Origin of the sequence: Isoptericola sp. NPDC057391 (assembly GCF_042668085.1) — a bacterium.
GTDB lineage: Bacteria > Actinomycetota > Actinomycetes > Actinomycetales > Cellulomonadaceae > Isoptericola.
In genome coordinates this window covers 1-2944 of sequence record NZ_JBHVBO010000300.1, presented here as the reverse complement: position 1 = coordinate 2944, position 2944 = coordinate 1, and the positions used below count along the sequence as shown (strand labels likewise).

The 2944-nt window shown below is 73.7% G+C and carries 3 protein-coding genes; 1 reads left to right on the top strand and 2 read right to left on the bottom strand.

Features of this window, described 5'->3' with window-relative positions; genetic code table 11:
* Window positions 1-79: 79 nt before the first annotated feature.
* On the bottom strand, window positions 80-682 hold the full coding sequence (locus tag ACFUVW_RS20460; RefSeq protein WP_429735060.1) for a GDSL-type esterase/lipase family protein: 603 nt from the start codon (window positions 680-682) through the stop codon (window positions 80-82).
* A 146-nt stretch (window positions 683-828) separates the two neighbouring features.
* A complete protein-coding gene (locus ACFUVW_RS20455; RefSeq protein WP_430573131.1) occupies window positions 829-1755 on the bottom strand; it encodes an aldose 1-epimerase family protein in 927 nt (308 codons plus the stop codon).
* 141 nt (window positions 1756-1896) lie between these two features.
* Between ACFUVW_RS20455 and ACFUVW_RS20450 the strand changes: the two genes are divergently transcribed.
* Window positions 1897-2892: an aldo/keto reductase gene (locus ACFUVW_RS20450; RefSeq protein ID WP_430573130.1), complete on the top strand. Its 996-nt coding sequence runs from the start codon at window positions 1897-1899 to the stop codon at window positions 2890-2892.
* The last annotated feature ends 52 nt before the right edge of the window (window positions 2893-2944 follow it).

The following is a 2944-nucleotide window of genomic DNA, read 5'->3' as shown; positions in this document are numbered from 1 at the left end:
CGGCCAGGCCGCGTACGTGCGCGGCCAGGCCGAGCGGGCAGGGGTCTGAGCGCCTGCCGGCCGGGTCGGCGGCCGGCCGTCACTCGTCGGCGGGCAGCCCCAGCCACGCGTGCCAGCCGGTGTGCAGCACGAGCCATGCCATGAGGCCGTAGCCGGCCTGCCCCGGGTAGGTCGAGCCGTTGGTCGCGAGGTCGGCCAGCCACTGCTCGTGCTGCGCCAGCGGCGTGTACGTGTCGACGTACGGCACGCGGCGGCGGTTGGCGACGTCGGAGAACGCGGCCGAGAGCTCGGCGATGCGGCCGCCGTCCTCCGGGCGCCCCGGCGGCGGCCCGACGACGAACGCCGGGATCCGGCTCGTCTCCGCCACGTCGAGGATGTTGGCGAGGTTGAGCCGCGACCGCGCCACCGAGAGCGACGAGTCGACGTCGTGCCTCCCGAGGGCCACGACGAGACGGTTCTCGCACGTGTCCTCCGGGCCGAAGCGCGACTCCGTCTCCGCCTGCCAGCGGGCGCCGAGCGCCGAGCTGGTCTCCCCGGGTACGGCGAGCGTGAACGCCATCGCCGGGCGCCCGAAGCGGGTCCGGGCCATGACGCGCCCCGTCCACCCCAGGGCGCGGGCGTCCCCGACGCCCACGCTGAGCTCGTCGCCCACGACGCAGATGCGCACCTCGGTCTGGGTCACTGAGCCTTCACCGTCCAAGTCCTGTCTCGCAGTTGCGCGGCCATTGTCGCCGCACGCCCGGCCGCGACGCAGGATCCCACGCCGCGCGGCTCCCCGAGTTGTCAGGGCCACAGCGCGGTATACGTGGCCGTGGCCCTGACAACTCGTCAGACGAGGGTGGCGCCCCAGCGCACGACGTGCTCGTCGCCGGGGGCGAGGCGGACCAGGCGCTCGCCGGTGTTGAACGCGTCGGCCACGCAGCTCATCGGCTCGGCGGCGAGGCCGAACCGCTCGTAGCCGTCGATGTGGTCCGCCGAGCAGACCTGCCAGCAGTCCATGGAACCGTCCATCCAGATCGCGGCGGTGCTCCCGTCGGGGCGGCCGAGCCGGGCCCACGAGAGCCCGGAGTCGTCGCGGGTGGCACCCGTCCACGCGTCGTCGAGGTCCAGGCCGGCGAGCGACCGCGTGGCGCGCAGGTCGTACGGGCCGGCGACGGGCTCGGTGCCCGTCGGCAGCAGTCGGTCGTCGACGGTGACGTGCGTCGTGGCGTCCAGGCTGACCGTGCAGTCGTCCAGGGCGGCCCCGCCGGTGGACAGCCACGGGTGGAAACCCACGCCGTACGGCGCGGTCCCGGCGCCGACGTTGCGCGCGCTGACCACGACCTCCAGGCCGGCGTCGGACACCGCGTAACGGGTCCGGAGCACGAGCTGGAAGGGCCAGCCCTTCTGCGCGGGGAGGGCGAGCTCGAGCGTCACCGCGTCGTCCGCCACCTCGACCGGCGTCCAGCGGTACCAGCACACGAGGCCGTGCAGCGCCGTCCCGCGGTCGGGCTCGCTCACGGCGACCTGGTGCCGGACGCCGTCGGTCGTGTAGGCGCCGTCGCGCAGGCGGTTCGGCCACGGGGCGAGGACGGCGGCGTTGAAGACGGGGGCCGCCTCGTCCTCGGCGAACGGCACGAACACGTCGCGGCCGGCGACGGTGTACTCGCGCACCATCGCCCCGACCTCGGTGACGGTGGCCCGGTGCTCGCCGGAGGAGATGCGGAACTGCCGGCCCGACGGGGCGGGGACGGCGGGGGAGTCAGCGGTGTTCACGCTCACACCGTAGTCGGCACGCCGGATCGGTGCGGGCGTCGTAGCGTAGGGGAGCCAGATATCTGACGAGACGTCCCCTCGCGCGCGAGGGGTCCGCGCCGCGGGTCCCCAGGACGCACGGCGCCACCGAACGGGGGAACGATGGAGAAACAGGTGCTCGGCCGCACCGGTCGGCTGGTGTCGGTCGTCGGCCTGGGAACCTGGCAGCTGGGGGCCGACTGGGGGACGGTCGACGACGACCAGGCCCGGTCGGTGCTGGATGCCGCGTTCGAGTCCGGCGTGACATTCTTCGACACCGCGGACGTCTACGGCGACGGCCGGAGCGAGCAGGCCCTCGGGGCCTTCCTCGCCGACCACCGTGACGACGGGATCACCGTGGCCACGAAGATGGGCCGGCGGATGGACCAGGTGCCGGAGAACTACGTCCTGCCGAACTTCCGCGAGTGGACCGACCGGTCGCGCCGGAACCTCGGCGTCGAGACCCTCGACCTCGTGCAGCTGCACTGCCCGCCCACCTCGGTCTACTCCGACGACGAGGTGTACGACGCGCTGGACACCCTCGTGGCCGACGGCGCGACCGCCGCCTACGGCGTCTCCGTGGAGACGGTCGAGGAGGCGCTCACCGCCATCGCGCGCCCGGGCGTCGCGACCGTGCAGATCATCCTCAACGCGTTCCGGCTCAAGCCGCTGGAGCAGGTGCTGCCCGCGGCCTCCGCCGCCGGCGTGGGCATCATCGCGCGGGTGCCGCTGGCCTCCGGCCTCCTGTCGGGGCGGTACACCCACGAGACGACCTTCTCGGAGGACGACCACCGCACGTTCAACCGCGAGGGCAAGGCCTTCGACGTCGGCGAGACGTTCTCCGGCGTACCGTTCGACGTCGGCGTCGACGCGGCGGCCCGCTTCACGGAGCTCGCCGGCTCGGCGCTGAACCAGGACCTCACGCCGGCGCAGGCGGCCATCGCCTGGGTGTGGCAGCAGCCCGGCGTCTCCACGGTCATCCCGGGCGCGCGCAGCCCTGAGCAGGCGCGGCTCAACGCCGCCGCCGGCGACGCAGGTGTCCTGGGTCCGCTGTTCACGTCGGGGGTGCGTGAGATCTACGACGAGGCGATCAGGGAGCACGTGCACGACCGCTGGTGATCCCGGAGCCGAGATAGAGAAGGCGTCTCGCCGAGATAGAGAGGGGGCGGAC

What these genes read in the sequence shown, in the direction of transcription:
- ACFUVW_RS20450 (WP_430573130.1), top strand. Translation starts at nt 1,897, where the DNA reads ATGGAGAAACAGGTGCTCGGCCGCACCGGTCGGCTGGTGTCGGTCGTC.